Raw genomic sequence first — 26,211 nt, 5'->3', positions numbered from 1 at the left:
TGCTGCTTTTGCTGAGCTTGTTGTGCTCCGCGTTGGGTAGCCTGCTGCTGACGTTGCTGAGCCTGTTGTGCTGCTTGCTGAGTAGCCTGTTGCTGTTTTTGCTGGGCCTGCTGTTCTCCGCGTTGAGTAGCCTGTTGCTGCTTTTGCTGAGCCTGTTGTGCGGCTTGTTGCTGCTTTTGCTGAGCCTGTTGCGCTCCGCGTTGGGTAGCCTGCTGTTGCGGTTGAACACCACTTGCAGGGCGTTGTCCGTTTGCCGGTTGTGTCTGGCGGTTATCCCGCTGGGCCGGGTTCGGTTTGTTTACCGGCTGCCCGGGCTTGTTGCCCTCCTGAGCCGGAGCTGGCCTGTTTGCAGCTTGTGCCGGCCTGGCATTAACCGGGTTAACACGTACAATCTTATTATCTGGCTTTGGGTTCCTTGCCACCTGTGCCAATCTGTCGGCATTAGTATGATTAAACGCAGCCGAGCCACCGGTACTTCTGCGTGCAATTGCCTGGTTAGGGTTTTGCTGCCTGTATGCATTGCCATCAACTACGCGAGAAGGGCGTGCATCCGGTGCTTTATTAACTGCCGGCCTGTAAATGTTAACCGTATTATTCTGGATCCTCACATTACTGGGGCTGTTAACGTTATTGATCTTATAGACCTGAACATTTTGATTGGTAACCCGCCTTATATCCTGCACACGCGGGCCGGCAATATAAGTTGTGTTATTATTAATATAAGTGTTATTAATAATAGTGGTGTTATGTATAATGGTAACAGCCCTTTGCTGCGGCACATAATAGTTATAAATATTTGGCCTGTTTATGTATCGCTGCGGGGCGCATACCCAGTAATTATCAGGCGCACGGTATCCACCGCCAATTGAAATGCTTATGCTTATACCTGGCATTAGAGGGGCCCATCCGTAGTAGCCACCACCGTGTCTCCAGTTAACCCATGCAGGTGCCCATTCATGGCCGGGAATCCATTCCCATCCGTAATAATCATCATAACGCCAGCGGCCATAATGGAATGTTGCCCATCCCCAGCGGTAATCTGATACCCAGGTATTGCCATAATCTGTCATAACCCAATGCCCGCGTGTAGCATAAGGCCTGAAACCTTCTTCAGCATTAGGAATCCATACATTACCATATCGCGGGTCGCTTACCCAGGTACCATCGGGTTCCAGGTCATCATAAAACTCCTGGTCTGAAATATACTCGCCTCCCTGGGCCTTGCTCTGCTTGGGGGCTGCTAATAAAAGCAGGATGGCTAATAAGCCCGCTCCCCATATTTTATTTAATATTTTCATGGTTATTAATCTTTATCAGGTACTTATAATACCTGGATTTACCTTTTTTATAGATCTATAGTTGGTATGACTGTAGATAATATAAAAGGTAAAGCCTAGCATATTGTTTTATATATAAACCTTATTTGTATATTTTTTTTACAACTATTTTTAAATTAGATAGTTTTACAGGATAATTAAACACAATAAACATGGTAAACATTCCGAGACTTGATTTGAATTTATACACGGAAGGCGATGGCGAACAACGCAAACAATTTTCGGACGATATTGGGAAAGCATTTAACGAAACAGGTTTTGTAACCATTACCAATCATGGTTTGGATAAGCAGCTGATTGATAAGTTGTATGAAGACGTTAAAGCGCTTTTTGCACTGCCTGATGCTGTTAAATTAAAATATGAAGACCCGGAGCTTGCCGGTCAGCGCGGATATACCGGGAAACAAAAGGAAACGGCCAAAGGCTTTACCGCTCCGGATTTAAAAGAGTTTTGGCAAATAGGCCAAACAGTAACTGACGATCCGCAGCTTAAGGCCGAATACCCGGACAATTTAATAGTTGATGAACTGCCAACCTTTAATGAAACCACCTTTCAGGTATATAAAAAACTGGAATGGATAGGGCAACATTTATTAAGAGCGATTGCGGTTTACCTAAACCTGCCTGAGAATTATTTTGATGATAAAGTACATAACGGAAACTCCATTCTTCGTACGCTGCATTATTTTCCTATTGCTGATCCGGATGCATTGCCTGATGATGCAGTACGGGCAGGTGCACATGAAGATATCAACCTGATCACCCTGCTAATTGGCGCCAGCGCAGATGGGCTGGAGGTGCTTACCCGCCATAATACATGGTTCCCGGTGAAGGCCCATGGCGAAGATTTGGTAGTTAACGTTGGCGATATGCTGCAACGCTTAACCAATAACGAGCTAAAATCGACCACGCACCGTGTGGTAAACCCTCCGCGCGAACTGATGGGAAACTCCCGCTATTCAGTGCCGTTCTTTCTGCATCCAAAAGCAGCTATGGACCTAACCTGCCTGCCGCAGTGTATTGACAAGGATCATCCAAAACAATACGAGGATATAACCGCAGGTGAGTACCTTGACGAAAGACTAAGAGAAATTGGGTTGAAGAAATAGGTTAAAGCTGAAAGGCTCTTTAAAAGAGGTGAAAGGATAAAGGTAAAGGGTGAAAGGTAAAAGCCTTTTACCTTTATCCTTTCGCCTTTAACCTTAAACTTCGTCATTCGATATTCAAAACCTTTTACCGTTAACCTTTCGCCTTTAACCTTAAAAACGTAAGTTTGCGCCCATGGAACAAAATTTGTTTGTTTACAACACTTTAACACGCAAAAAAGAAAAATTTGAACCGCTGAATCCACCCCATGTCGGGATGTATGTTTGCGGGCCTACGGTTTATAGCGATGTACACCTGGGCAATTGCCGTACCTATATTTCTTTCGACCTGATATTTCGTTACCTTACTCACCTGGGATATAAAGTACGTTATGTGCGCAATGTTACCGATGCCGGGCACCTTGAAGGCGATGCCGGGGATGAAGGAGAAGATAAGATCTCAAAAAAAGCTAAAATAGCCCAGCTTGAACCTATGGAAATTGTACAGAAGTACACCGTAGGCTTTCATGATGTAATGCAGATCTTTAATATCCTGCCGCCAAGTATTGAGCCTACCGCAACCGGACATATTATTGAGCAAATTGAAATGGTAAAAACCATTATTGATAAAGGTTATGCTTATGAGGTAGACGGTTCTGTTTACTTTGATGTTGAAAAATATAACAAAACGCAGGACTATGGTATTTTGAATGGCAGAAACCTTGAAGATCTGCTAAACAATACCCGTACACTTGGCGGTCAGGATGACAAACGCGGTAAACTTGATTTTGCCCTGTGGATAAAAGCCAAACCTGAGCATTTGATGAAATGGCCGTCGCCATGGGGCGTTGGTTTCCCTGGCTGGCACCTGGAATGCTCGGCAATGAGCAATAAATACCTGGGCGAGCAATTTGATATCCATGGTGGCGGGATTGACCTGGCGCCAACCCACCATACCAATGAAATTGCCCAAAATGTAGCAGCCTGCGGTAAAAACCCTGCAAATTATTGGCTGCACACCAATATGCTTACGGTAAATGGCCAAAAAATGTCAAAATCATTAGGTAATAGCTTTTTACCGCATGAGCTTTTTTCGGGCGAAAATTCTATCCTGAAAAAAGGGTATAGTCCAATGACGGTTCGCTTCTTTATGCTGCAGGCCAATTATCGCAGCACACTTGATTTTGGTAACGATGCTATGGAAGCATCCGAAAAAGGTTTTAAGCGATTAATGAATGCATTTGGTTTGCTTGATGGTTTAAAGGCATCGTCAACTACTGATGTTGAAATACAACCATTGTTTGATCGTTGCTACGCAGCTATGAACGATGATTTTAACAGCCCTGTATTAATTGCCGAGCTATTTGAAGCATCACGCATTATTAATTCTGTTCATGATGGTAAAATGAAAATTGATGAGTCAAATCTGCAGATCCTGAAAAAACTGATGAACATATTTGTACTTGATGTGTTAGGTTTAAAAAATGAACAGGCTGCAAATGATGATCTGCCCAAAATATTAAACCTTGTTGTTACGTTAAGGAACGAAGCTAAGGCTAACCATGATTATGCCACATCAGATAAAATAAGGAATGGCCTGCAGCAAATAGGCTTTCAGTTAAATGATAGCAAAGAAGGTACAAACTGGAGTAAAATTTAATTGTTTATATTGCGTTACATGTTCATCATGCCATCGTAAATTAAGTTATTTCATTTTGTTAGATTTGATTTTATAAACTGCCGCCTGATAAATTATTATAAATTTGCCCACATATCTATAAAAAAGAATGAAAAAAATACTATTAGCCGTAATTATATTGATCGGCTTAAATAAAGTGTCAATTGCACAAACTACAGAACCTGTTGATGTAAATAAGGTTATAGATGCCGAGAAAAATTTTAATAAGCTGGTTGAGCGAAAAGGTATAAAAAACGCATTTTTAACTGTTGCTGACCCTGAAGGTATTGTTTTTAAGCCTGACGCTGTTAATATTACAGAGTTTTATAACAATATTGACAGGCAGGCCGGTTCATTAAGCTGGAAGCCTGATTTTGCCCGTATCTCTGGCAATGGCGATCTTGCATTTACTGCCGGCCCATACATTTATCAAAACGGTAAAACTGATGATGATAAAGTATTTGGCGATTATGTTTCCATATGGCGTAATGATAGCGAAGGTAAATTAAAGTTATTGATTGACCTTGGTATACAGCATCCCGAGCCTGAAAAACAAACCTTAACTGATTTTAGAAGCCCCGAGCCGGATAAGAGAGTTGCTCCAAGCAAAGATCCGTTTAATGGTAAAAAAATAATCCTGGCTACTGACGAGTTGTTTAATCATTCATTAACAATTTCGGCAATGGCAACCTATAAAGAGTTTTTAAGCCTTGAAGGGCATTACTACTTTCCGGGCTTTGAGCCATTAACCGGGCAAGACCAGGTAATGAAATTTATTGATAATGAAGGGATCTCCATCAGCGCACAAACAGTTAACGGCGGCCGTTCAACCAGTAATGACCTGGCTTATACCTATGGAAAAGCCCGCATTCAAAAAGGGAACATAGTTAGCAACTTTAACTACGTTCGCATTTGGGAACTTGGTAAAAACCACAAATGGAATGTTTTATTAGAAGCATTTTCAGCAATTGAAAACGAATAATTTAAACTTTTTAAATATTTGCACATAATAATAAAAGCCGGTGTTGTAATGCCGGCTTTTATTATTATGTAGATATTGTTGATGATCTGCTCGTTATGTAGCATTTGTGTTACAATGTTAATAAAATCACTATTGTTGATAAGCTTTTGGAACTGTTATGTAACCTAAGCCGTAAAAGGGCTGGTTAAATAATTTGGTTATGGCCGATTTAAATAAATTTCAGCGATCAAAAGAAAGAATTACCGAAATTCTTAATTATTTAATGATGAACGGAAACAACGATCATCAAACAAATCCCTATGTAAATACGCTTCAGCAATCTATTCAAATTATTGATAACAAAATAGAAGAGCTTAAAAAGAAACAGGTAGCTTAATTGATTGATTCAAGTATCATACTGCCGGCAAGCTTATCCTTTCTATAAGTTTCTGATTTTACGAAGCGTCCCAGCTTTGGCGAAAACCACTCCGTTACTTTCATATTAAGAGGTATGCCAATCCCCATAACTTTAACCTTGAAGTACGAATCATAAGTTATTTTAAAACAATCAAATGTACCGGCGTTAGTTTGTACAGACTCACTTCCTTCAACCGTCCTGTTGGTTAAATTAATTTGCATTTCTGAAAATTTACTGCCATTATTATTTACGGTAATTGTTGCCGAACCATCTTCAAGCTTGTCGCCTGTTTTAAGATTAAGCGGATAAGTAAGGTATTTTCCATCGCCTTCCATCTGCATATTGCTGAACTGCTTTGTTGAAGCAGCCGGTACAAATGATTTCATATCCATTTTAATTGCCGTGCCGTTACAGCTTATATCAAAATCGCCGCCACCTACTGCTTTACCATTCTTATCTGTCACCTCACTGTGATAGGTTAAGGTTGATGCATCTTTTTTTACAGAGGAGTAGCTTAATGTGCCCTGTTTATTGCCTTTCGTATCTAAATTACTGTAAACGAATTTTTTACCGTTGCCGGCGCTAATAAATTGATCGCATGTTTGTGCTGTGCCTATTGCTACAAAAGTAACCAGGCATAAAAAGGTGGTGATAATTTTTTTCATGATATGATGGTTAAAGTTTATAAAAATATAATACAACAAATTTAGGCAATTGTTTACTGAATTTAAAGTTAACTATTTGTATGTCAGTGTTTACATTCCAAAAAATGACTGACGGTTTCTCAAATGTTAAATCAACCCGGTTTTTTGTTAAAGTATGTTAAGGGGTGTTAAATTTTAATGAGGATTGAAAAATTAGGCTGAAATTGCTTTCAACAAGTCCTCCCTACCGGGGAGGATTTAGGTGGGGCTCCAATCAACTAAAAATTTGAACAAACTTTACACATCATCTCCATGCATTACAAAAAGATCAATAACCTTTTAGGCTGGCTTTGCTTTACAATAGCATCAACAACCTACATCCTTACTTTAGAGCCATCTGTAAGCTTTTGGGATTGCGGCGAATTTATCTCCTGTGCTTACCGTTTGCAGGTTTCGCACCAGCCCGGTTATCCATTATTTGCCATGTTGGGCAAAGCTTTTTCGCTTTTATCATTTGGCAACAATGCTAAGGTGCCATACTTTACCAATTTAATGTCGGCATTGGCCAGCGGGGCAACCATTATGTTTTTATTTTGGACGATAACAGCATTGGCCAAAAAAATGCTGAACGGCAGGGGAGAAGAAACCGGTAATTCACACCTTTATTTAGTTATGGGTGCAGGGTTAGTAGGCGCATTGGCGTTTACTTATACCGATACCTTTTGGTTCTCGGCTGTTGAAACCATTGTATTTGCACTTTCATCCTTATGTACGGCAATTGTTTTTTGGGCGATATTAAAATGGGAAGCCCATGCAGACGAAGCCGGCGCCGATAAATGGATAGTACTTATTGCTTACATAGTTGGCCTTTCAATAGGCATCCACCTGCTTAACCTGTTAACCATCCCGGCAATTGCCATGGTTTACTATTTTCGCAGGTATAATAACATTACGGTTAAACGCGGGATCATTGCGTTTTTAATCAGTATTGTTATCCTTGGGCTGGTTCAGTTTGGTATCCGCGGATACACCATATATTTTGCCGCCTGGGCCGATTTGTTTTTTGTAAACACGTTAGGAATGGGCTTTGGCAGCGGTGCTGCATTCTTCTTTTTATTGTTAATGGGAGTAATTGCGGCGGGTATCTGGTACAGTATCCACCGTAAAAAACCAATGTTAAACCTGGCGCTTTTGTGTGTTGCCTTTATCTATTTCGGCTATAGCTCGTTTGTCTATATCCCCATAAGGGCCACGGCCAATACTGATCTGAATAATTCACACCCTGATAATGCTTTTACGTTATACAGCTACCTTAACAGAATTCAATACGGCGAAACCCCATTGTTATCAGGGCCATATTTTGATGCCAAAATTATTGATCAAAAAGACGGAAATACCATTTATCAAAGAGGGAAAACAAAATATGAAAGCGCCGGTAAAAAGTCTGATTACGTATATGACCATACCACCTTTTTGCCACGTATGTGGAGCACAGAATCAGACCCGTATTATGCGCAGAACGCACAATTTTATAAACAATGGCTGCAACTGGCCGACGGACAGGCACCTACCTTTGCCGACAACCTGAAATGGATGTTCAGCTGGCAGATGTACCAGATGTATGCCCGCTACTTTTTGTGGAACTTTGTTGGCCGTTATAATCAAATGAACGGGCAGTTTAGCTCGGAAGATGTTAACGGCAACTGGACAAGCGGCATTTTTGACGACTCCAAACATCTGCCAAAATCAATAACACAGGGACCCAATTATGCGCCTTTATATGCCTTGCCATTTATATTGGGTTTATTGGGTGCGGTCTATCATTTTAAACGCAAAAAACGTGATGCGCTGGTAATTGGTTTGCTTTTCTTTTTCACCGGAATAGCTATTGTGCTATATGTGAACCAAAATTCCATCCAGCCCCGGGAACGCGATTACTCTTACGTTGGTTCATTTTACGCATTTGCTATATGGATAGGCCTGGGTGTAATTGCCCTTGCCGAAATTGCCCGTATAAAGCTGAATGCAAGGGTTGCCGCAATAGGCTCATTCGCTATTTGTATGCTTGCAGTACCGGTGCTGCTGGCGTTTAAAGAGTGGAAGGGGCATGACCGGTCAACCAAAACTATCCCGCATGATATGGCTTACAATTATTTAATATCGTGCCCTAAAAATGCAATCCTGTTTACGAATGGCGATAATGACACTTACTCTTTATGGTACGACCAGGAGGTTGAAGGCATAAGGCCCGATGTACGCATTGTTTGTATGAGCCTGTTTAGCGGCGATTGGTATATTCATCAAATGCAGAAGAAAATGAATCAATCGGCTCCTTTGCCGGTTACGCTTCCTTTTGATAAGTATAAGGCCGGCACAAGGGATGTGATCTATTTTAATGATGCCAAGATCCCCGGATCAGTTGAGGTGAAGGATGTTTTTGATTTTATAACATCAGATGATAGCCGCACCAAAGTAACTTATCAAAGCGGTGATGTACTGAATTATCTGCCAACCAAAAACTTTAAGCTGACCATTAACCCTGACGAAGTGGTTAAAAATGGCGTAGTTACTCCCGAACAAAAGGATCAGCTGGCTAATGTTATGGAATGGAAATATAACTCAAATTATGTAACCAAAGATAACCTGGCCATGATTGATATACTAGCCCATAACAAATGGGAACGGCCTGTTTGCTTTACCACAACCATGGGCCCCGAAAGTATGTTTGGGCTGCAACCTTACCTGTACAAGGAAGGATTTGTTTATCATTTGATCCCGTTTAAACAAGAAACCGATAAATCAGCCGGGCAAGGCACAAAAACCAATAGCCTGGTGATGTATAATAATGTGGTGAATAAATTCAAATTCGGGAACTATAAAAAAGCAAAATACCTGGATGATGTAGCATTAACCCAGTTTTATCTTACAATGGAAGTCACCTTTAATGACCTTGCGCAAGGTCTTATAAAGGATGGGCGCCGCGACCTTGCATTAAAAGCCGTTCATAAATTTGATGAGAAAATGCCGGATATTAACCCGGACATTGATACCGCCGCACAAAAGTTTTTCCTGGCAGAGAATGCGTATAACCTTGGTGATAAGGCTTTGGGTACCAAATATATAAAAGGTGTTGCCAATTTTATTGCTGATCAGCTTGACTATAACTACAGCCTGCTGAAAGATAACAAGCCAAATATCGATTTGCATACCGTTCAGCTTGGCGTACAGTTGTTAAACGGAATGGCCGATACTACACGGAACAATAATGAAATGGAACTCAATAAACAATTGCAGGCCCAGCTAAAAGATTATAGTAATAAGTTTGCTGTTTTGATGCGATAAAAAAATATATCTGATTTCAGAATTAAAAAAGTCCCTGTAGTGATACAAGGACTTTTTTAGTTATTGGTTTAACTTCATTATATGTTTTACTATAACTTCTCAATCTTTTTGATTGAAAGCCCGGTAATATTGGAGATAAGACTGAGATCCAGACCACTTTCTTTCATTTTTAACGCAGTGTCTATTGTGTTTTTTTCAATGCCCTTTTCAATGCCCTTCTCGAGGCCTTCTTTTTTTGCTTGATCTAATAAAAACTCTTCTATCCCCATTGTGGTACTCCCTTCCGTTAAGATACTAATCTCTTTTTCAAATTTAGAAAACATTTCCGGGTTTTCAAAACGCGGATAATGACGCAGAAAGTTCATCACTTTGCGTATTTTGTCTTTTGGCATCTTTTTGTTTAATAGGCGTTTAGCTAAATCATAAGCCAGATCAAACAAACGCTGATCATCCAACGATTGACGGGAAATGGCTAGTTTGGCTGAAAGTATGGCCATTGCAAAAGGATTATTACTAGCTTCAAGTTCAACGTCATTCTGCTCAGTAATTTTGTAAGTATTGTAGCTATAATATACACGCGTTCCTAAAAAATCTCTTTCATAATATTTAGGATGAAAGTTTTTGCTGGTATCAGCAAAGATGGCAAAAGCTGTAATAGGCTTGTTGTACTGATCAAGGATACGGTAATAATATTGAAACATTCGTTTAGCAAAATTCTTGTCACTATTGCTCTGGACTTCTATGTGAATCAGAATCCATTCTTCTTCTCCTTTGTTTGTAAATACTTTTACCAGCTTATCTACATATCGTGGCGCATAAATATCTGCATCAGGAGGAAAAAGCTGATCCAATTCTTTATCCAAATATTCAAAGCCCTTGTCGAGATTAAACAACTCATCAGCATTAGGGTAAAAGAAACGTAGAAAATCATCAAACAGATCTTCTAAAGCAGCCTTCCAAAGTAAGTCATTACGTTTCATTCTATAAGATTAATCCAAATGTAGCAAAAGGCAAATAGTTCAAGGTGTAGATCAATGAAATAAGATTTTTTTAGACTATTCGGTTTAAAAGAACATACAATGTTATTAATGTTAATTTTATCTGCTTCGTGTTATATATGTAAACTCTTCCTATTTATTTTCCCACTATGAAGCAACTGGCATGTTAATGGCTACGTACATATAAATAAACATATATGCCCTTTATAGCAGCAACAGCAAAAATAGATCTGCCTTATAAAACAGAACAGACAGAAGCCAGAAAGCAGGCGTTGGAGCTATTTTCGAAGAACTTCCCTGAAGCAAAGCGCCTGATCTTTGCGTTTGATAATACAGAGATCAAATACCGTAACTTTTGTAAACCACTCAGTTATTACGAAAAACCGAACACTTTTGAGGAGCGGAATAACGAGTACATAAAAACAGCCCTGGATTATTCAGTACAGGCCACAGAAGATTGTATTGCCAAAGCAGGTATAACTAAAGAAGATATTACCGACATTCTTTTTGTTTCAACAACCGGCCTTGCTACGCCAAGCCTGGATGGTATGATCATTAATAAAATGAGGCTCAATCCGCATGTTAACCGTTCGCCTTTGTGGGGACTTGGCTGCGGTGGGGGAGTATCCGGCATGGCAAAGGCAAATACAGTAGCGAAGGCTAATCCGGATGCTGTGGTGTTGCTTATAGCAGTTGAACTTTGTTCATTAACCTTAATAAAAAGCGATTACAGTAAAAGTAATTTTATCGGGTCCAGTCTGTTTTCCGATGGGATAGCAGCCTGTATTATAAAGGGAGATAATCATAAGCATAATAATGAGGTTACCTACGTTGGGTCATCAAGTAAATTGTATTATAATTCACTGGAAGTAATGGGCTGGGATTTCCAGGATACTGGTTTTAAAGTGTTGTTTTCAAAAGATATTCCCACATTTATCAAAGAACATATTAAAGAAGATATCGACGAGTTTTTATCAAAACACCAGCTAAAAATGAGCGATATAAAGAATTTTATTTTTCATCCCGGCGGTAAGAAAGTACTTGATGCTTACCAGGATACCTTGGGCGTTGAAGGCGACTTCCTGAAAACAACCCGTGAGGTAATGAATAACTACGGCAATATGTCCAGCGCAACTGTATTATACGTACTCGAAAAATTTATGCGCGAAGGTTTTGAAAAAGGCTATGGTCTGATGCTTTCCATGGGCCCCGGCTTTTCGAGCGAAATGGTGCTGTTGAAGGTTAGTTGAGTAAGTTAGATTGGGTTGATTAAGTTTGCAACTCAATATTAAGGCCCGGCCAAAACAACTTAATCAACCACTCACTCACTCAACATAATCAACTAAAACATGTACTTCACCATCTTCATATCATTACTGATAATCCAACGGCTTTCGGAATTGCTTATAGCACGTCGGAATGAGAAATGGTTATTAAGCCAGGGGGCAGTTCAGTACGGGCAAAGCCATTACCCGTTCATGATTGCTATGCATACGCTGTTCATCGTCTCAATTATAGCAGAGTATAATTTAAGGGGCAGAACAGAGATCAGCTGGATTTTCCTGGGCATATTTTTAGCAGTTTTATTGTTTAAGTTTTGGGCGCTATCATCATTGGGAAAATACTGGAACACTAAGATTTACCGGATCCCGGGTGTTTACCCTGTAAAACGCGGTCCCTATAAATTTTTAAAACATCCTAACTATATGGAGGTGGTTTGCGAGATAGCATTCATCCCGCTGGTATTTCATCTGTATTATACCGCAGTAATTTTTACGGTGTTGAATGCGGCCATGTTAAGTGTAAGGATAACAGTAGAAAACAAGGTTTGGGCGGATGTTAGGGATTAGAGATTATGAGTGTTCGAAAGATTTGTTGTCCCCTACAGTAAGAGCCTTCGGCTCGATACATTTTGTAACAACGGGTTTCAACCCGTTGAGAACTATCATACCACACGTCCGCAGTGCCGTCGGCACGATGTATATTGATCTCCGGAAGCATTTACCATTTTGCACGCAGTTATACGGACCGAACCTATGGTTCTTTTTTATCTGCTTTTTATAGCCAACGGATTAAAATCCGTTGTTACAATATAGGTCGAGGCTACGCCTCTGGTAATTTTTTTAACGTTGTGGCAATGAAAATGAAGGATTATAAATCTTTCGAACACTCTTAATTAGAAATTAGAGACCAGTTTTACCGGCATTTAAAAAAATCCAACTGATCTCTAACCTCTAATCACTAACGCGCCTCATCATAAACTCCAAACTCAGCAATTGATGCCTGGCGATCTGATTTATCTATCCACATCCTTACTTTGCTGCCCCAAACCCTGTCAAAACGGTTAACTTTTACGCGTTTGCTGTTTTCGCCATTAAATAAGGGTTTCCATTGGCCATTTGAAAAATATTCCAGGCGATAATTACTGATATTGGCCTTCTCTTCAGCAATGCTGATGGCGTTAAAAGCTTTGTCTCGGTCAAAATCTATTTCATACCAGGGTTTCTCAACAGTAGGGTTTGAGATCCATGAAGTTGTGAAGTCATCATCATTAGCCTGGTCCATTATGTTGCTGTCATCGGCCCAGCTTGAGCTTGACGGCTGTTTTTTGGCAATGTTTGTTGAAATGATAGGGGCATCCAGTTCGGGCAGCTTTTTAACCGGACCTTCATTATGCCACAATTTACCGATCTCTTTTAATGCTGCCAGTGCGTTATCATCAAATAAGCCGTCGCGGTTTGGCGCTACATTCAATATAAAATTACAATCAACATTGTTTAAAGGGATAATGGTTTCGTTAACCAGTTTCGCCGCATCCTTAACCGGTTCGGTAGGGAAGGTTGTTTTCCAGAACCATGCTTTTTGAATAGGCAAGCAAGCCAAAGCAGGCATGCGGTTGCTTTCTTTTGATACACGCTGACCTGCACCCATTTCGTAAGTTTTTATATCACTGTAATATAAGCCTTCAGCCGGGTATTTGGCGCCGTTCAGATCCATCAACACGCAGTTTGGCTGTAATGATTTTATCAGCTTATAAATATCTTCAAACGGGATATCATCATAGCTGATGCGCGACCATGGCGCATCCCATCCATCAATTATCAGGGCAGAAATTTCACCGTAATTGCTCAATAGCTCGGTTATCTGGGCTTTCACCATATCAATATGCTTGCGGTTTATCATATTGGGGCGCAGGCGGTGGTGTGTATCCAGTATGGAATAATATAACATCACTTTTAAGCCGTTTTTTCTAAAAGCATCTGTAAACTCCCGTACCACATCCTTTTTTAAGGGGCTGTTCATTACATTATAGTCGGTTGTTTTGGTATCCCAAATGCAGAAACCGCTATGGTGCTTGGTTGTTAAACAGCCATAGCTCATATTGGCAGATTTAGCCGCTTTGGCCCACTGATCGCAGTTTAATTTTGTGGGATTAAATATAGATGGTGATGCATCCGGATCGGGCCAATCCTGGTTCATATAGGTTGGAATGTTAAAATGGATAAACATTCCAAAACGAAGGTCAACAAATTGCTGCTGAAGCTGTGCAAGCGGAAGTCCGGTTTTTGATGAAGCAGCAGGTTGGGCATTAGCAGTATATAAATACCCAAAAGAAAAAATAAGTATAAAAATTACCAGTTTTTTATTCATGTTTCAAATCTATAAAAATTCAGAAAAGGTGGAGCACACTCGAAAAAGTATTTCTTTTATCTCGCCGGATCTTTAGGCTAACCAACCGTGCATTTTATATAACCAATGGTCTTATACAGCTTTCCATAAGATGCTATTTACTTTTTTCGGAAAGGGTGCAGAAGCTTAATGATTGAACGGGTAGTGCTGTTAAGACGCCAGCTCCGGTTAGCAGTGTAAAAGCAAAAGTTAGGTAAATTATATTAAGATAGATTTTGAAGAAGACTTACTCAGATATGTATCTTAAAAGCTCAGCGAGTTCTTTTGCGGGTATATTTTCCTGATCGCTTTTGTCATAAATTGTTAAGAGGTAAACCACTGTATCTAAAATTTGTAAGCAGGCAATGACTCTGGCTCCACCCGATTTCCCTTTTCCTTTTGAAGTAATTGATAACCTTATTTTATAACAATTATTGCCAATTGATACCCCTTGAGTTGGGTTTTCTTTAAGGCTGTTGACTAGTTCAGGGTACTCAATTCTAATCGAAGGGTATTTTTTAGCCAAACGTTTTAACTCTTTCTCAAACTTGGGCGTGATTTTTACCTTATAGCTCATTAAATAAGTCTTCTGCGTTTCTCGCTTTTAGCTTACCCGCTTTAATTAATTTCATTTCCTCCACAGCTTCTTTAACGTCTTCCAGTACTTTGGCTTTATATGGAGTAAGTGTTTGCGTTTTTACATACGATAAACCTTTCAGTACCTCCATTAGGTGATGCGCCTTGTTATCCTGTATGTCCAGTAATACTTTCATATTCAAAGTTAAGTAAAAATGAATGATTTATATTTGATAAAACAAATTGTACTATTTACTAATGCCATTTATATTTATTGCAATATATTCTTTGGCGTTAAGAGCTTTCAATGTACAGGTTCCAAACTTTATTTCGCTTACCTATAGCTATAAACGGTTTAAAATCTTATTTTTAGCGCCTCAAAATTGATAGAATAATAGCAGTCAATTTGTGGTTAAGAGGAATAAAAATGAAGGTTTTAAAATTTGGCGGAACATCTGTAGGGAGTCCTGAAAGGATGAAAAAACTGCTGGATATTATTGATCCGGCCCAAAGGCAGATCGTGGTATTATCAGCCGTATCCGGTACAACAAACAGTTTGGTTGAAATAGGAAATGCTTACCTGGAAGGAAATAAAAGTAAAGCATCAACCCTTATAGCGGCCCTAAAGGATAAATACGAAAGTTTTATAAGGAAATTATTTGCTAATCCTGAATACTTAGAACAGGGTAAAGAAGTTATTGATTACCACTTTGCATTACTTAGCAACCTGGCCAACGACCTGTTTACATCAATTGAACAAAAGGTGATACTGGCACAGGGCGAACTGCTTTCAACAACCTTATACCATGTTTATCTGAAAGAGATCGGTGTGCAGTCGGTATTGCTGCCTGCACTTGATTTTATGAAGACAGACGAGGATAGCGAGCCGATTGTTGATTACATAACCACTCACTTAACGCCTTTGCTGGATAAATACCCTGACAATAATTTATTTATTACACAAGGCTATATCTGCCGCAACAGCTTTGGCGAGATTGATAACCTGCGCCGTGGCGGCAGCGATTACACTGCATCATTAATAGGGGCGGGCATCCGCAGTGAAGAGGTGCAGATCTGGACGGATATTGACGGGATGCACAATAACGATCCGCGGATTGTTAAAGGCACAAAGCCCATAGCGCAGCTTTCGTTTGATGAAGCGGCAGAGCTTGCTTATTTCGGTGCGAAGATCCTTCATCCGCAAAGCGTATTCCCTGCTCAAAAATATAAGATCCCGGTTAGGCTTCTGAATACGATGGAGCCTGATGCCCAGGGAACTTTGATATCAGATGCCAGCCAGAAAGACGGGATCAAGTCAATAGCTGCCAAAGATGATATTACAGCTATCAAGATCCAGTCGAGCCGGATGCTTTTAGCCCATGGCTTTTTACGCCGCATTTTTGAGGTTTTTGAGCGCTATAAAACATCAATTGATATGATCACCACTTCGGAGGTTGCCGTATCATTAACAATTGATGATACAACTTACCTGGAAGATATAAAAAATGAGCTTTTAGCTTTCGGTACAGTTGACATTGATACAGATCAAACCATTATTTGCGTAGTAGGCGATTTTGGGGCCGAAAAACATGGCTATGCCGCCCGTGTGCTGGAAGCCGTAAAACACATCCCTATCCGGATGATCTCATATGGTGGCAGCGATCACAACATGTCGTTACTGATCAGCACCGGTGATAAGGTGGAAATACTAAGAAGTTTACATAACAGGCTGTTTTAATTTCGGAAGTCGGAATTTCGATTTCGGATTTTTTTAATTTATAATTTACCATGCGTCATTGCGGGGTACGAAGCAAACTTTGAGCTACACAGATCAGCTTGCAATTCAATATCCTCCCAATAAATAAGATAAAAGATGTTCAATACAAATACCATAACTCGTTTTCAGCAATTAGAAACACCCTTCTATTACTATCACCTTGATGTTTTGCGCCAAACATTAGAGGCTTGCCGTACTGCATCATCAAAATATGGGTTTCATGTGCATTACGCTATGAAGGCCAATTTTAATCCAAAGGTTCTGGATATTATCAGGGAGTATGGTTTTGGGGCCGATTGTGTTAGCGGTAATGAAGTGAAGGCTGCTATTGCACATAACTTTGGTAAAGAAAATGTGGTTTTTGCAGGTGTGGGTAAATCAGACAAAGAAATAAACCTTGCCCTTGACGAGGATATCTTTTGCTTTAACGCCGAATCGGTTCAGGAACTGATCGTTATAAACGACCTGGCTAAAGCCAAAAACAAGATTGCCAAAATTGCTATCCGCATCAACCCGAATGTTGACGCTCATACACATCATTTTATAACTACCGGGCTTGATGAAAATAAATTCGGCATTAACACCTGGCAACTTCCTGAAGTGGCTGAGGCGCTGCGTAACTGCCCTAACCTGCAATTTTTAGGCATCCATTTTCATATTGGCTCACAAATTACGGATATGGAGGTTTACAAAAATCTTTGTACCCGTATTAACGAGATCCAGGATTGGTTTGAAGACCGCGGCTTTACCATAAAGGTGCTGAATACCGGCGGTGGACTCGGTATTGATTACCAAAACCCCGATACCAACAGCATCAGTGATTTTGAAAGCTACTTTAAAGTTTTTAAACAGTTTTTGAATGTGAAACCAGGCCAGGAAGTTCATTTTGAATTAGGCAGGGCATTGGTTGGCCAAAGTGCATCATTGATTTCAAGAGTACTTTATGTTAAAAATGGTCAAAAGAAAAACTTTCTTGTTTTAGATGCCGGGATGACTGAACTGATCCGCCCGATGCTTTACCAGGCTTATCATTTGATAGAGAATTTGAGTAGGAAGTCCGAAAGTCCGGAAGTCGGAAAGTCCGAAAGTGAAGAATCTCAAATCTCAAATCTCGTGTCTCAAATCTATAAATACGATGTAGTTGGCCCGATTTGTGAAAGCACTGATTGTTTTCAGAAGGATGTGGATCTGCCGGAATCATTTAGGGGTGATCTGATAGCTGTTCGTACTGCGGGCGCTTACGGAGAAGTAATGGCCTCGGGATATAACTTAAGAGACAGGGTAGGAAGTGTTTACTCGGAAGAGTAATAAATTAACAACTTAACAGTTTATTGAGCATGAAAAAAGCAATAGTTGTAGGCGCTTCATCCGGTATTGGCCATCAGCTTGCTGTTCTGCTGGCTGCCAATGGTTACAAAGTTGGCATAACCGGCAGGAGGGATCAGCTGTTGCTGAATCTGCAGGCCTCCAACCCCGAACAATTTATTGTGTCTGTTTTTGATGTGACTGATATTGCCGCAGTACCGCTAAAATTAAAGCAACTAACTGATGAGCTTGGAGGATTGGACCTGCTGGTTTTAAGCTCCGGAACAGGGAAAATTAACCCTGCGCTTGATACTACAATTGAGCAGGAAATAAATACCTTAAATGTTGCAGGTTTTACAGCGATTGCAAACTGGGCCTTTAATTTTTTCCAAAAGCAAAGCTTCGGCCATTTTGTAGCTATTACTTCTATTGCCGGTATCAGGGGAAGCAGGCAGGCTCCGGCCTATTTTGCATCAAAAGCTTATCAAATAAATTACCTGGAAGGTTTAAGGCAAAAAGCAAAAAGCACAAAGCTGCCAATTTATATTACCGATCTCCGTCCGGGCTTTGTTGATACGGCTATGGCTGCAGGCGAGAATCTGTTTTGGGTAGCCTCCGTTGAAAAGGCTGCGCTCCAAATTTATAAAGCCATTAAAAATAAAAGGGATGTAGTTTACATCACCAAACGTTGGCGGATCATTGCGTTTTTGTTTTGGATCTTACCTAAAGCTATTCACAAAAATCTTTAATAAAAAGCAGGAATCAGATATAGGAGACATTTCGCCTTTGTTGGTGTTGTCACCAACAAAACATGATGCTTATGGTGTGTATCCAAATGCATAACTCATTCAAAGGCTTCATCCTACTTGTTGGTGACAACACCAACAAGGGCATCTAACCTCCAGTCTCTAATCACTAACCTAAAACTTATACCCAAATCTTACAAAAACATTGCTCCCAACCTCAAAAGTTCCGAAGTAGTTTTTAAAAGTTATAAAGTAGCTGGCTTTCGGGAAAATCTTGCGGAACATCCTCGTAGTTGCATCCTGGTTGCTATAATAGGTATCATCCAAATTGTTGTGGCCAACCGTTGTGCCTAAAAAGCCACGGATGCCATGCTGAAAAGTATTGTCATCGCGGTTATGGAAGATCACTTCCGTTGTTAAGCCAATAGAAAACAAATCAGTCCGGGGATCAACATAATAGCCTCCCTGTGCGTTTATTGATTTCCTGAAATCGGCATACGCTCCAAACTCATGACTGTAAGCAGCTTCCACACCAATAAACCTAAAATCTGTTCTGCCTGTTGTTACAAAAGCATTGGCTGAAAACCTGCCACCTACTGCTCCAAAAAATTTATCGCTAAAGTAATTTGGCTTGGTTTTATCATTTGAGCCATTCTGATAATCGCCAAAAACAGCAAAACCGCCATAGGCAACGTTGAAATTATCAAAAACATGGCCGCGGCTTACATTTAATTGCCCGCTTACCAAAAAATCATTATAATTTGTATTGTTATATGCGCCTAACCCTGCGGAAACATAGGTTAAAGATTTGGCCGTATCAAACGAGGTTGGTTTTGGCTGATAAGCTATATCCTGGTGATAAAGCGCAGGTGTATAAACATGCGAGCATGAAGCAAATAATACACCAATACCGAATAACGTTAGTAGATTTTTAATGTTCATATTATAGGCTAAAACGCACTAATATACAATATATTTGGTCGCTTGATAATTATTTGGCTTGCTAAAGAACAATTAGGCTCTTCACAACTTCATCCTCAAAATCCTTTGCAAAGCATAATGCATTTTGCAGGTAATCAAATTCTTCCGGTTGATGGGTTGTTGTGATAACCACAGCTTTCATACCCGCATTTTCCGCTGATTCAGCACCCTTGGGTACATCTTCAAATACTATACAATCGGTTGGTGTTGTGTTTAATAAGGCTGCCGCTTTTAAATAAGTTTCGGGGTGAGGCTTGCTTAAAAATACGTCGTCCGCACTCACAATAGCTTTAAAATAATGCCTGATGTTAAGGTTATCCAACACGAAATCGATATTAAAAGGAATAGCGGCCGAACCTATTGCCATAGGGATCCCCCGCTGATAAGCGTTTTCTAAAAATTCATTCAAGCCGGGTAAAAGCTTTAGATGCGGTAAAAATTCAACCTGGTATTTTTTTTCTTTTTCTAACGATAGGTGATTCATCTCATCCAAAGTAAAACGGTCGGGACCAAACATCCTTACCAGCACTTCGGGGTTTTTTCCATACATCTGCGGTTTTACTTCATCCCAGGTAAAATTACCACCCAGTTCATCATTTAAAAGAGTTTGCCATGCTTTGGTGTGATAGGTCATATCATCAATCATGGTGCCGTTAAGGTCGAAAATAAAGGCCTTCATTTATACAAATTAGCTGACCCTGTTTATATAACAGGCATCGTTTTCGGGCAAAAATAGTATTTAATAATTAGAGATTAGAGGCTGGAGACCAGAGATTAGTTGGGAAAAGTCTGAAAGTCGATAAAGTCCTGAAGACGGAAGATGAAGCACAGATTTTAGCTGATTGTTAAGATTACGCTGATCCGGATAATTCCAACTCACCAATTATCCACCACGTTTTGGCTCTATCGGCTTCGTTATTTTAATCAATAAAAATCAGCGATTACTTTCGGACTTTACTGACTTTACCGACTTTCGGACTAACAAACACTTGCTTTATGGATAATTATGCCTACCTTGGCGCCTTTAATAAATAAAATAATGCAAAAAGAAGGAACAGTAAAATTTTTCAATGAAACAAAAGGTTTTGGATTTATTACACCAAGTGCTGGTGGCCAGGACGTATTTGTTCATTCAACAGGTCTAATCGATGAAATCCGTGAAAATGATAAAGTGGAGTTTGAAGTAGAGAACGGAAGAAAAGGCTTAAATGCGGTAAATGTAAAGGTTATTTAATTATAATATAATCATTAAACGTACAGGCATCCATTGAAAAATGGATGCCTTTTTTTATGCCTCACCCTGCCCTCTCCAAAGGAGAGGGTTCTAAGAATGAGGAAGGTTCAAGTCCTCTCCTTTGGAGAGGATTTAGGTGAGGCATGGAAGAAGCATTTTAAAAAAATAAAAACAAAACGCTGGCATTGTTATTGTATTAATGTAATTATCAAAATTCAAAACTTATGAAAGATCAGACAAAAGTTATAGCAGCACTATTAATAGGCGCAGCAGCAGGCGCGGCATTAGGATTATTGTTGGCCCCTGAAAAAGGCGAGAAAACGAGAGATGATATTGCCGATTATATTAATGATTTGGTTGAGGCCGCCAAAGATAAAGCACAGGCAGCAGGTACCGGGATAAAAGAATATAGCAGCAGTGCTTATGATAAGGCAAGATCAAGATTTAGCGGGGTAGCAGAAAGAGTGTCTGATTATAAGGACGCTGCGGTTGAAACAGCAAGAGAAAAAGCTAACGACTTAAAAGATAAAGCTCAAAGTAAATTTGAAGAAGCTAAATCAAAAGCCAAAAGCGAAGCAAGTGACCTGAATCATTCAGTTCAAAATTCTTAAAAAAGCATAATTTAAAAAAATATTAACAAGGAAAGCTGCCTCAAAAGGGGCAGCTTTCCTTGTTAATACGTAATTGAAAATTTACTGCTGTGCGCTAACTGAGGGAAATTCTGCACTATGCCCTTTGATATAACCATAATAGGAAATTGGGCTGCCGCTTCCTGTTACTGTTAGTGTAGTATAACCCAATGAAGATATATCCAGTTTTAATTCCCGGACCTCCTTCATCCCCCCGGAATTTTTTCCTTTTGGCAGGATAGTGACCTCCTGATGTCCATTTTTACCAGCACTTACGTTGTAGCCAAAATTGGTGCAGGTGAACTCGATCTTCTTCCCGCCGGAATTCATAGTTGCAGTACGCGCACTTACAGGCAGGTTGGCAATCAAGGTGTCCTTTGAAACATCCAGGTCATATCCTGACGCCAGTGAACTGCTGTTCCCTTTTTGAGAAATTACTTTCGTTGCTTCAAAGGTGTATCTGCCACCACTTATTAAATCTTTTACTTCAGCGGCTTTGTTAGCCTCATCATCTTTTAAGGACCTTTGGGCCCTTGTAGTATTCACTCCTAAAAAAACAAGAGCAAATACCACAAATAATTTACTTAAGTTTTTCATAACCATTGATTTAGTACACTTATAAGTCGCACAAATTCCATACCATATTTGGTCTGTTCTTATCATAACGGCTTCAGTTTCGGGCAGGATGCCGAACGGTTTTAGCCTTGTTTTGAAAAATAAAAAAATGACAAACCAGTCCTCTTTCTGCCTGTTGTAAAAATATGCCGGAATGTTCCGGCTGTTAAAATGAAGGAGGAAACGTTATGACCTTAGTGAAATTTAATGAGGGGAAAAACAGGAGCCTTGCCCGCCCAGGCTTTGACGACATTTTTGAATCTATTTTCAACGACACTTTTTTATCAGACCGGATGGTATCACGGGTGCCGGCGGTAAACATCTCTGAGACGGACGGACACTATCACATCGAACTGGCTGCGCCGGGACTAAGGAAGGAAGATTTTAAGGTTGATCTGGACCGGGATATACTAACAATATCTGCGGAAAAACAAACGGAACAAACTGAAAATGATAAAAAGTATAATAAACGGGAATACAGCTATAGCTCGTTCGTCCGCTCTTTTACCCTGCCTGATTCGGTAGATGATGCGAACATTGAAGCGGAATACACTGATGGTGTGCTAAGGATCAATGTTGCAAAAAAAGAGGAGGTTCGGACAGCCAGCCGCCATATAGAGATAAAATAATTATCTGTTAGTAATTGTAACCGGGCGCTTTTTAGCGGCGCCTAATATTTTTTAGGCCATGTTGATCACAAATGATGAAAACGAAGAAGAAGATGACGGGAAACCAGTTCCAAACCTGATTACCGAAGGGCCGCTTTGTGAAAAAGATGAACAGGCCATAGTAATTGAGCGCAACAAACTGCTCCAAAAAGAAGCACTGGAAAAATGGGCGCGCTTAAAAAGGGATGGTCAGGAACTAAATCTTAATCTGTAAAAAAATTAAGCGGTACAAAGAAGCCGCCCCCATATTGGTTATGAGGCGGCTTCTTCTTTGTTTATCGCAGAAACTACTTACTTAGCAATCCATTTATTGTTGCTTTCATCAGCATCCATAAATATGCCGCCGTCAAGAACAACTGAGGTTACTGTTTTAGCAGTTTTAATATCTACGCTGATCTGTTTTTCATTGTGTTCCCAGACTGCCGGTGTTTGATGAACGATAGCGGTAGTGCCATCGCTGTAAGTTACTTTAACATCAAACGGAACCGCAAAGCCTCCTATATTTTGGATGGATAGCAAGTACCCACCCTTAGCTTTGGTTACTTTTTGCAAGTTTAGATCGATATAGTAGTTGGTAAAGAACCAGTTATTAAAGAACCAGTTAAGGTTTTTGCCGGCTCCGCTGCTCATGGAGTTAAAGTAATCCCATGGAATTGGGTGTTTGCCATTCCAGTTGTCCATATAAGTGTGCAGTGCCTTCTTAAACAGATCATCGCCAAGCAGATCTTTTAAGGCAAAATAACTTAATGATGGTTTACCGTACGAGTTGTTGCCAAAACCACCCCTTAATTCGCTGGTAGGGGTAATTATAGGCAGGTCTTCAGCTGTAGACGGATCATGGATCCATTGATCCACACGGAAACCTTTATATAGTTTTTCGGCTTTTTCTTTGCCTACTTCATCTGTTCCTATCAGCAGTTCAAAAGTAGTGGCCCAGCCTTCATCCATAAACGAATAGCGGCTTTCGTTAATTCCCATGTAAAAAGGGAACCAGGTATGCGCTATTTCGTGATCCTGAACAAATTGCGAAAAGGCAATGTCATCGGTATGGCTGTCATTTACCATCATCGGGTATTCCATATCGGCAAATCCCTGGAATGAAGTCATCTTAGGGAACGGATAAGGCACACCCGGCCAGTTATGCGAAAGCCAGCTTAGTGAATGGCGACCTGCTTGTACTGCATGATGAAAATCGGCGGCATTGTCTAAAAATGCAGATTGCATACTGGCGCGCCTGCCTGTTTTATCATCAACAATAGCGCTTGCAGCATCCCAGTCGTAATGGTCACTTACACCCACGGCCATATCGCTGATGTTGTTGGCGGTCCAAGTCCAGGTGTTTAAATCGTTTTGGGCCGTAATATTCTTCTTTGCTAGGTCTTCTTTGGTAGCAACGTGTATGGTTGAGTCGCTGGTGAAGGATTGCTCCAGCCTTTTAACATATTCAGGCTGTAAAACCTTTTTAGGATTTTGTAAAGTTCCGGTTGACCAAACTATGTAGTTTTTGGGCACGGTTACATTCAGGGTATAATCGTTAAAATCGTTATAAAACTCCTGCGCGTCTAAAAATGGTAAAGTATCCCAGCCATTATAATCATCATAAACAGATACACGCGGATAAAAATAAGCCAGGTAGTAGCTGGTTGAATCTATCATACCTTCACGGCCGCTTTCTTTCGAGATCTCAAAATGCCAGGTAACATCAAGTTTTACAGAATCATGCGGCATCAATGGTTTTGGCAAGCCTATCATTTGATTGGTATTAGCTGCTTGTTTGTTATTCCAATTCTTTTTTGTTCCGTTTATAAATATGGAATCAACCTGGATTCCGGGGGTAAGGTAATCATCACTTGCGTTGCCAAAACGGGCAACCCCCGGGCGGTGAATATTAAGGATCAATTTCATGTTCAGCCTTTTTAAGGTATCGGGGCTGTTGTTGAAATAAACAATTTGCTCTACACCTTTTATATTCCTGTCGGGAGGTAAAGCGCTGATTGAAATGGTGTAACGGCCATGATTTTGCCAGTAGTTTTTGCCGGGCTTGCCATCTAATGAGCGGCTCCCTTTGTTAAATGCGTGTTGGATATCACGTGGCATGTACAGGTTTTGTGCCTTTGCCTGGAATAAAACCAGGCTGCAAATAGCACCTGCAATAATTGATTTAAACATTTGAAGTAAGTTTTGTGAGCAAATAAACAGATTTAAGCCAATATTATATGGCGATAAGTAAATAAAAGCGAATTATACTGGGTTAGACGCACAGTTATTAAAATAATTACATTCGCGTTAAAAAAATTAACACTTTACTATTTGCGAAGCGACAAATATTTTTTTAATTTGCGCCTAGTTATTTTAATAGGGGTATTAAATAACTAATTTCTAACCATCTGCCTTTGGGCGGGTGGTTTTTTTTTGCAATGATTACACCGATAGAGAATGATTACACTGATAATGATCAGCGAAATCCTCCCAATAATCGGTGAAATCAAATCTAATCGGTGAAATCATATTTTATAATCATGGCAAAATATAAATTAGGCGACTTTGTGCGCTTTGTGGACGAGAAAATGGAGGGCTTTGTAACCCGCATTATTGACGACCAAATGATAGGTGTTACCGGCGAGGATGATTTCGAGATCCCGGTGCTGGCCAGTAAGGTTACAACTGTACATGGTTATATAGCCGCCGGTACTAAAAAAGATGATATTACTGATGAACAGCCAGTCCAAGCAGGCGAGTTTAAAACAAAAGGTGTTTATATTGGCGTAGTGAACGACCCGAAAGCTAACTCGGTTGTTCATTTTTATTTGGTTAATGATACTTCGTTTCAGTTGCTGGCATCGTTAACAACAGAAAAGACAAATACTTTTAAAGGAGAATACAGCGGGATAGCCGCACCAAATACAGCAACCAAAATTTATTCGGCGCAACTGGCTGATCTGCAGCTTTGGCCTAAATTTACTTTTCACATCCTTTATCATACCAAACAAAATGCAGAACCGCCTGCACCATTGGTGGTTAATGAAAAATATAAGGCAAAGGATTTCTCCGGCTCAAAGAAGCTGATCCCGGTATTGAAAACCCAGGGATGGCTGATCCAGTTGGATGAAGCTGAATTGGTAATTGACGCCCAAAAGCTAAAGGAAAGCTTCTTCCAGTCGCCCGATGAAAAAGCGATTGTTGAAAAACCGGGGAATGAGGTTGACCTGCATATTGAAAAGCTGCGCAACGATCACCAGTTTTTAAACAGCGGTGAGATCTTAAAGATCCAATTGGATCATTTTCACAAAGCGCTTGATGCCGCCATTGTGCACCAGCTTCCGGAAATTATTTTTATCCATGGCGCCGGTAACGGAACTTTAAGACATGAAATCCATAAGCTGTTAGGCAAGCACCAAAAGATCCAAACGTTTATGGATGCCCGTAAAGAGAAATTTGGGTATGGGGCTACCAAGGTAATGTTGAAATAAATACGCCTTTGCAGGCCGAAGGCCTGCAATAGAAGCCCCCGCTGGCTGTGTCCCCACAGCCAGCCAGCTGCCAGGTTG

25 protein-coding genes are annotated in these 26,211 nt (G+C 40.3%); 15 read left to right on the top strand and 10 right to left on the bottom strand.

Annotation, left to right across the window (positions count from 1 at the left end):
* Positions 1-1,298: DUF6600 domain-containing protein (locus BUE31_RS31075; protein ID WP_073404687.1), on the bottom strand; the 1,298-nt coding region annotated here is incomplete at its 3' end.
* A 191-nt stretch (positions 1,299-1,489) separates the two neighbouring features.
* Between BUE31_RS31075 and BUE31_RS15370 the strand changes: the two genes are divergently transcribed.
* The 4 genes from BUE31_RS15370 to BUE31_RS31070 all read left to right on the top strand — a co-directional run bounded on the left by BUE31_RS15370 (position 1,490) and on the right by BUE31_RS31070 (position 5,458).
* Positions 1,490-2,446 carry an isopenicillin N synthase family dioxygenase gene (locus BUE31_RS15370; protein ID WP_410503997.1) on the top strand — a complete coding sequence of 319 codons (957 nt, stop codon included), beginning with the start codon at positions 1,490-1,492 and terminating at the stop codon, positions 2,444-2,446.
* Between the two features lie 172 nt (positions 2,447-2,618).
* A complete protein-coding gene (gene cysS, locus BUE31_RS15365; RefSeq protein WP_073404685.1) occupies positions 2,619-4,082 on the top strand; it encodes a cysteine--tRNA ligase in 1,464 nt (487 codons plus the stop codon).
* A gap of 127 nt (positions 4,083-4,209) precedes the next feature.
* A complete protein-coding gene (locus tag BUE31_RS15360; RefSeq protein WP_073404684.1) occupies positions 4,210-5,082 on the top strand; it encodes a Cif family virulence factor in 873 nt (290 codons plus the stop codon).
* 199 nt (positions 5,083-5,281) lie between these two features.
* The gene (locus tag BUE31_RS31070; RefSeq protein ID WP_159440694.1) at positions 5,282-5,458 is read left to right on the top strand and encodes a hypothetical protein; all 177 of its coding nucleotides are present in this window, start codon (positions 5,282-5,284) and stop codon (positions 5,456-5,458) included.
* On the opposite strand, the gene BUE31_RS15355 is transcribed toward BUE31_RS31070, so the two are convergent.
* Positions 5,455-6,144, bottom strand: a complete 690-nt coding sequence (locus tag BUE31_RS15355; RefSeq protein ID WP_073404683.1) for a TapB family protein — start codon at positions 6,142-6,144, stop codon at positions 5,455-5,457. The genes BUE31_RS31070 and BUE31_RS15355 overlap by 4 nt on opposite strands.
* 291 nt (positions 6,145-6,435) lie before the next feature.
* On the opposite strand from BUE31_RS15355, the gene BUE31_RS15350 reads away from it, so the two are divergent.
* Positions 6,436-9,465, top strand: coding sequence for a glycosyltransferase family 117 protein (locus tag BUE31_RS15350; RefSeq protein ID WP_073404682.1), 3,030 nt, complete (start codon positions 6,436-6,438; stop codon positions 9,463-9,465).
* Between the two features lie 89 nt (positions 9,466-9,554).
* Here BUE31_RS15350 and BUE31_RS15345 read toward each other — a convergent pair whose 3' ends face one another.
* The gene (locus tag BUE31_RS15345; RefSeq protein WP_073404681.1) at positions 9,555-10,445 is read right to left on the bottom strand and encodes an Rpn family recombination-promoting nuclease/putative transposase; all 891 of its coding nucleotides are present in this window, start codon (positions 10,443-10,445) and stop codon (positions 9,555-9,557) included.
* Positions 10,446-10,660: 215 nt separating this feature from the next.
* Between BUE31_RS15345 and BUE31_RS15340 the strand changes: the two genes are divergently transcribed.
* Together BUE31_RS15340 and BUE31_RS15335 are read left to right on the top strand one after the other, a co-directional pair.
* Positions 10,661-11,713 (top strand): type III polyketide synthase, encoded by a 1,053-nt coding sequence (locus BUE31_RS15340; protein ID WP_073404680.1) that lies wholly within the window; start codon positions 10,661-10,663, stop codon positions 11,711-11,713.
* Positions 11,714-11,812: 99 nt separating this feature from the next.
* A complete protein-coding gene (locus BUE31_RS15335; protein WP_073404679.1) occupies positions 11,813-12,313 on the top strand; it encodes an isoprenylcysteine carboxyl methyltransferase family protein in 501 nt (166 codons plus the stop codon).
* Positions 12,314-12,704: 391 nt separating this feature from the next.
* Here BUE31_RS15335 and BUE31_RS15330 read toward each other — a convergent pair whose 3' ends face one another.
* The 3 genes from BUE31_RS15330 to BUE31_RS15320 all read right to left on the bottom strand — a co-directional run bounded on the left by BUE31_RS15330 (position 12,705) and on the right by BUE31_RS15320 (position 14,905).
* Complete coding sequence (locus BUE31_RS15330; RefSeq protein WP_073404678.1) at positions 12,705-14,114, bottom strand: alpha-L-fucosidase; 1,410 nt, start codon at positions 14,112-14,114, stop codon at positions 12,705-12,707.
* Between the two features lie 265 nt (positions 14,115-14,379).
* Positions 14,380-14,709: a type II toxin-antitoxin system RelE/ParE family toxin gene (locus BUE31_RS15325; protein ID WP_073404677.1), complete on the bottom strand. Its 330-nt coding sequence runs from the start codon at positions 14,707-14,709 to the stop codon at positions 14,380-14,382.
* The gene (locus BUE31_RS15320; RefSeq protein WP_073404676.1) at positions 14,699-14,905 is read right to left on the bottom strand and encodes a hypothetical protein; all 207 of its coding nucleotides are present in this window, start codon (positions 14,903-14,905) and stop codon (positions 14,699-14,701) included. Before BUE31_RS15320 ends, BUE31_RS15325 begins: the two co-directional genes overlap by 11 nt.
* 230 nt (positions 14,906-15,135) lie before the next feature.
* Here BUE31_RS15320 and BUE31_RS15315 point away from each other — a divergent pair, with 230 nt between their 5' ends.
* From BUE31_RS15315 to BUE31_RS15305, 3 genes are all read left to right on the top strand, one after another.
* Positions 15,136-16,446 (top strand): aspartate kinase, encoded by a 1,311-nt coding sequence (locus BUE31_RS15315; RefSeq protein WP_073404675.1) that lies wholly within the window; start codon positions 15,136-15,138, stop codon positions 16,444-16,446.
* Positions 16,447-16,581: 135 nt separating this feature from the next.
* On the top strand, positions 16,582-17,793 hold the full coding sequence (lysA, locus tag BUE31_RS15310; protein ID WP_073404674.1) for a diaminopimelate decarboxylase: 1,212 nt from the start codon (positions 16,582-16,584) through the stop codon (positions 17,791-17,793).
* A gap of 29 nt (positions 17,794-17,822) precedes the next feature.
* The gene (locus BUE31_RS15305) at positions 17,823-18,539 is read left to right on the top strand and encodes an SDR family NAD(P)-dependent oxidoreductase (protein ID WP_073404673.1); all 717 of its coding nucleotides are present in this window, start codon (positions 17,823-17,825) and stop codon (positions 18,537-18,539) included.
* A 171-nt stretch (positions 18,540-18,710) separates the two neighbouring features.
* On the opposite strand, the gene BUE31_RS15300 is transcribed toward BUE31_RS15305, so the two are convergent.
* Positions 18,711-19,478 carry a hypothetical protein gene (locus BUE31_RS15300; RefSeq protein WP_073404672.1) on the bottom strand — a complete coding sequence of 256 codons (768 nt, stop codon included), beginning with the start codon at positions 19,476-19,478 and terminating at the stop codon, positions 18,711-18,713.
* Between the two features lie 61 nt (positions 19,479-19,539).
* The gene (locus tag BUE31_RS15295) at positions 19,540-20,196 is read right to left on the bottom strand and encodes an HAD family hydrolase (RefSeq protein ID WP_073404671.1); all 657 of its coding nucleotides are present in this window, start codon (positions 20,194-20,196) and stop codon (positions 19,540-19,542) included.
* Positions 20,197-20,556: 360 nt separating this feature from the next.
* Here BUE31_RS15295 and BUE31_RS15290 point away from each other — a divergent pair, with 360 nt between their 5' ends.
* Both BUE31_RS15290 and BUE31_RS15285 read left to right on the top strand, forming a co-directional pair.
* Entirely contained in the window at positions 20,557-20,751 is a 195-nt protein-coding gene (locus BUE31_RS15290; RefSeq protein ID WP_073404972.1) for a cold-shock protein, read from the top strand.
* Positions 20,752-20,975: 224 nt separating this feature from the next.
* Positions 20,976-21,362, top strand: a complete 387-nt coding sequence (locus BUE31_RS15285) for a YtxH domain-containing protein (protein ID WP_073404670.1) — start codon at positions 20,976-20,978, stop codon at positions 21,360-21,362.
* Between the two features lie 81 nt (positions 21,363-21,443).
* Here the strand turns inward: BUE31_RS15285 and BUE31_RS15280 are convergent, their stop codons facing one another.
* A complete protein-coding gene (locus BUE31_RS15280) occupies positions 21,444-21,977 on the bottom strand; it encodes a DUF4251 domain-containing protein (protein WP_159440693.1) in 534 nt (177 codons plus the stop codon).
* Between the two features lie 206 nt (positions 21,978-22,183).
* Between BUE31_RS15280 and BUE31_RS15275 the strand changes: the two genes are divergently transcribed.
* Positions 22,184-22,624, top strand: coding sequence for an Hsp20/alpha crystallin family protein (locus tag BUE31_RS15275; protein ID WP_073404668.1), 441 nt, complete (start codon positions 22,184-22,186; stop codon positions 22,622-22,624).
* A 58-nt stretch (positions 22,625-22,682) separates the two neighbouring features.
* The gene (locus BUE31_RS15270; protein WP_073404667.1) at positions 22,683-22,877 is read left to right on the top strand and encodes a hypothetical protein; all 195 of its coding nucleotides are present in this window, start codon (positions 22,683-22,685) and stop codon (positions 22,875-22,877) included.
* A 77-nt stretch (positions 22,878-22,954) separates the two neighbouring features.
* On the opposite strand, the gene BUE31_RS15265 is transcribed toward BUE31_RS15270, so the two are convergent.
* Positions 22,955-24,832, bottom strand: a complete 1,878-nt coding sequence (locus tag BUE31_RS15265; protein WP_073404666.1) for a M1 family metallopeptidase — start codon at positions 24,830-24,832, stop codon at positions 22,955-22,957.
* Between the two features lie 350 nt (positions 24,833-25,182).
* On the opposite strand from BUE31_RS15265, the gene BUE31_RS15260 reads away from it, so the two are divergent.
* Entirely contained in the window at positions 25,183-26,133 is a 951-nt protein-coding gene (locus tag BUE31_RS15260) for a Smr/MutS family protein (protein WP_073404665.1), read from the top strand.
* Positions 26,134-26,211: the final 78 nt, after the last annotated feature.

It is taken from the genome of Mucilaginibacter sp. OK098, from assembly GCF_900142915.1.
Classification (GTDB): Bacteria; Bacteroidota; Bacteroidia; order Sphingobacteriales; family Sphingobacteriaceae; genus Mucilaginibacter.
Note: the sequence above shows the minus strand (reverse complement) of the source record. Positions and strands in the feature narration are given on the sequence as shown.